Annotated in this window: 3 protein-coding genes, 1 rRNA gene and 1 pseudogene; 3 read left to right on the plus strand and 2 right to left on the minus strand. The window is 68.3% G+C overall.

Going from position 1 to position 3,309, the window contains the following annotated elements:
- Window positions 1–108: ribosomal RNA gene (rrf, locus tag FVW20_RS10470) — 5S ribosomal RNA — on the plus strand; the annotation flags it as partial.
- Between the two features lie 484 nt (window positions 109–592).
- Here the strand turns inward: rrf and FVW20_RS10475 are convergent.
- Together FVW20_RS10475 and FVW20_RS10480 are read right to left on the minus strand one after the other, a co-directional pair.
- Window positions 593–1,234 (minus strand): thermonuclease family protein, encoded by a 642-nt coding sequence (locus FVW20_RS10475; RefSeq protein WP_231039028.1) that lies wholly within the window; start codon window positions 1,232–1,234, stop codon window positions 593–595.
- 62 nt (window positions 1,235–1,296) lie between these two features.
- On the minus strand, window positions 1,297–1,941 hold the full coding sequence (locus tag FVW20_RS10480) for an arylesterase (protein ID WP_196609462.1): 645 nt from the start codon (window positions 1,939–1,941) through the stop codon (window positions 1,297–1,299).
- Between the two features lie 163 nt (window positions 1,942–2,104).
- On the opposite strand from FVW20_RS10480, the gene FVW20_RS10485 reads away from it, so the two are divergent.
- Window positions 2,105–2,863 carry an ABC transporter ATP-binding protein gene (locus tag FVW20_RS10485; RefSeq protein WP_196609464.1) on the plus strand — a complete coding sequence of 253 codons (759 nt, stop codon included), beginning with the start codon at window positions 2,105–2,107 and terminating at the stop codon, window positions 2,861–2,863.
- Window positions 2,860–3,309: pseudogene (locus FVW20_RS10490) on the plus strand (permease); the annotation flags it as partial. The gene FVW20_RS10485 and the pseudogene FVW20_RS10490, both read left to right, overlap by 4 nt.

Below are 3,309 nucleotides of genomic sequence, written 5' to 3' on the forward strand. Positions count from 1 at the left end.
TCCATGGAGGAGGGGGTACACCCGATCCCATTCCGAACTCGGAAGTTAAGCCCTCCATCGCCGATGATACTGCGTACTCTTGCGTGGGAAAGTAGGCCGATGCCAGCACTTATTCTCAAAGGGATGCACAACCGCATCCCGACACATCACGAAAAGGCCCCGGTGAGAAATCACCGGGGCCTTCGTGCGTTCGGCGGCAGGGAAGGACTGTTGCTGCTTGCGGCTGAGCCTGTGGCCTCGGTCTGTCTGGGCGCAAGGATGCCGCTGGCGTCGCGCTCCTGTGCTACCCCCTGTCGCGCACGGCCTGCCTGCCTCCCGCCTTCGCCAGCCTTTCAGCCCTCACAATGGCGTCACGCGCGTGGGGCTCGCGTACAAGCCGCTCCTTTCGCAGAAAACCGTCTTGTGAGGCACGCTACGGAGCCATTTGGCCAACCAGGCCTCGTCGCTTGCGCGGCTGCAGCGTGGCCTGCATGCATGGACTGGCATGCTCGTCGATGGGAGTGCCGAAGGCGAGATGCTGAAGCAATAAATACGCGTGTGCGATGCTGTGCGTGTGCGCCTGAAGGCGGGAAGCCCGGAAAGAGCCGGGTGTCTACCGGTTCTTCCTCCGCCATTCCCACGGCGGGGTAGGATTGCGGGTCTTCCACAGCCCGATGTTGGTCTCTCGGGCTTTGCCAGCAGCGAAATACCAGGCAAGGCAGGGGTAGGGCAGGCGGCAGTAGTCGCCATAGAACCAGGCCTGCCCGGCTCGCAGCATGTCGCCGTTCACGTCGCCGGCAAGCTCGTCCGGCAGACCGTCCGCGGCGAAACTCGCGGCGGCGCGTGAATCCTGCCGCCGTGGCGGCGTTGTTGCGGCTCGCGGTGCCTCGCCGGAAGATACGCCAGCTGACGCCCATGGAAGCGGTCTGGTGCGCACATGGGCCACGTCGCGCCCGTAGCCGTCGCGGTCGATGGTCACCAGGTACACCTTGCGGTCCATGACCATGCGCAGCAGCAGGTCGCGGGCCTGCTCGCCTCCGCGCTGGTGCAATTCCGGCGCGTCGATGCCGTACAGTCGCACCCGCACGTCACGGCCGCGCTCATCGCGCACCACGATGGTGTCGCCGTCGGGCACGCCGACAACCAGACCCTGCCACGGTTCAAGCCCCGCCACTGTCCACAGGACCAGCGCCAGCAGCAGCCCCAGCAGCGAGCCGGGGCGGGCCAGCATGCGCCACGGGATGCGGCGCGACAAATGCGGCTGACGAGGCTGGCGCGGCCACCTGATCGGAAAGGATGCGGGCAGGCGCATGCCGGTCAGTCTCCGGCCTTCAGGGCGTCCAGTTCGCGCTCGACCACGGGCAGCATGCGCTCGACGATGACCTGCACGCCCTTTGGATTGGGGTGCATGCCGTCAGGCAGGTTCAGCGAACGGTCCAGCGCCACGCCGTCCAGAAAGAAGGGGTACAGCGTCAGGCCGTATTGCGCTGCCAGTTCAGGATACACCGCGTCGAAGCGGCGGGTATAGTCCGGCCCCATGTTCCTCGGGGCGCGCATGCCGGCCAGCAGCACACGTACGCCATTCGCGCGGCAGAGTTCGATGATGGCGGACAGGTTGCGGCGCAGGTCTTCCACGGGCAGGCCGCGCAAACCGTCGTTGGCGCCCAGTTCCAGGATCAGCAGATCCGGCTTGTCGGCCAGCGACCATTCCGCCCGCGCAAGTCCCCCGGCAGAGGTATCGCCCGAAACCCCGGCATTGGTGATGCGCACCGGACGCCCCTTTGCGTGCAGCGCGGCACCCAGCCGCTCCGGGAAGGCATCGCCAGCTCCCAGCCCGTGTCCGGCCACCAGACTGTCGCCCAATACGAGGATATGCGGTATGTAGGTATTGTCGCCGCTGGCGGCAAAGGCCGCCGAGGGCGGCAGCAGTGCCAGGCCAAGGCCCGCGAGGGCCGAGAGCATGCATAGCGTCGTCGACAGCACGCCCAGCGCCGCCATCTGCAGCGTTCGGCACATGGCTGGTGAGCGTCGGCATGCCAACGAGTTCACTCCCCGGCTCCGGCCCATTGCCCGGATCAGCCGTCCCGCCGGGGCCAGCGCCCGGCATCTACTCCATCCGCCAAAGGTGATTCGCGTGACAGATACGATCATTGCTCTCTCCGGTATACATCTCAACCTAGTGGGCGGTTCCGGCCAGGTCAACATCCTGCGCGGGGTGGACCTTTTCGTGCGGGCCGGTGAAACCGTGGCCATCGTGGGGCCTTCCGGCTCGGGCAAGACCACCACCCTGATGATCATTGCCGGGCTGGAGCGCCCGAGCAGCGGGACGGTGCGCGTGGCCGGGCACGACCTTGGCGGCATGGACGAGGATGCGCTGGCCCGGTTCCGGCGGGCGCACCTGGGCATCGTGTTCCAGTCGTTCCATCTGGTGCCCACCATGACCGCGCTGGAAAACGCGGCGCTGCCGCTGGAATTTTCGCATGCGCCGGACGCGCGCGACAGGGCCATGGCCGCGCTGGCCGCCGTGGGACTGGAGGGCCGCGCGGGGCACTACCCGGCGGAGCTTTCCGGCGGGGAGCAGCAGCGGGTGGCGCTGGCACGGGCCTTTGCGTCCGCCCCGCGGGTGATCCTGGCCGACGAGCCCACCGGCAACCTGGATACGGAAACGGGCCGCCGGGTCATCGAGCATCTGTTCCGCCTGCGCGAGGAACACGCCACCACGCTGGTGCTGATCACCCACGACCGGGAACTGGCCGCCCGGTGCGGGCGGCAGGTGCGCATGGAAGACGGCAGGCTGCATGAAGGTGCGGCGTCTGCAGGGCAGACGGCGGACCTTGCGCCTGCAGTCCGCTCTGGTGTGCATGGTGAGGGAGAGCGCGCATGATCAGTGGGCGCGATCTGGCCCTGGCCTTCCGGCTGGCCCTGCGCGAACTGCGCTCTGGCCAGCGGCGGCTGGCGGTGTTTCTGGGGTGCATGTTCCTTGGGGTGTTCGCCATTGCCGCGGTGGGGTCCATCTCCGAGGCGGTGCGGGCGGGACTGGCGCGTGACGCACGCGCCCTGACGGGCGGCGATGCATCGGTGGAATTCGCCACCCCGCGGCCCTCGACCGATGAACTGGCCTGGCTGTCGGCGCGGGGCACGGTGAGCCAGGTGCTTTCGTTGCGCGGCATGGCCCGTTCGGCCACGCCCGGCGGCCCCAGTGGTACCAGTGGAGAGGACACCGCCATGGTGGCGCTGAAGGGCGTTGACGCGGCCTACCCCCTGTACGGCGCGGTGACCCTGGACCCGCCCCAGCCGCTGGCCGAGGCCCTGCGCGACGGTGCGGTGGCC

This window comes from Nitratidesulfovibrio oxamicus, from assembly GCF_015731765.1.
Taxonomy (GTDB): domain Bacteria; phylum Desulfobacterota; class Desulfovibrionia; order Desulfovibrionales; family Desulfovibrionaceae; genus Cupidesulfovibrio; species Cupidesulfovibrio oxamicus.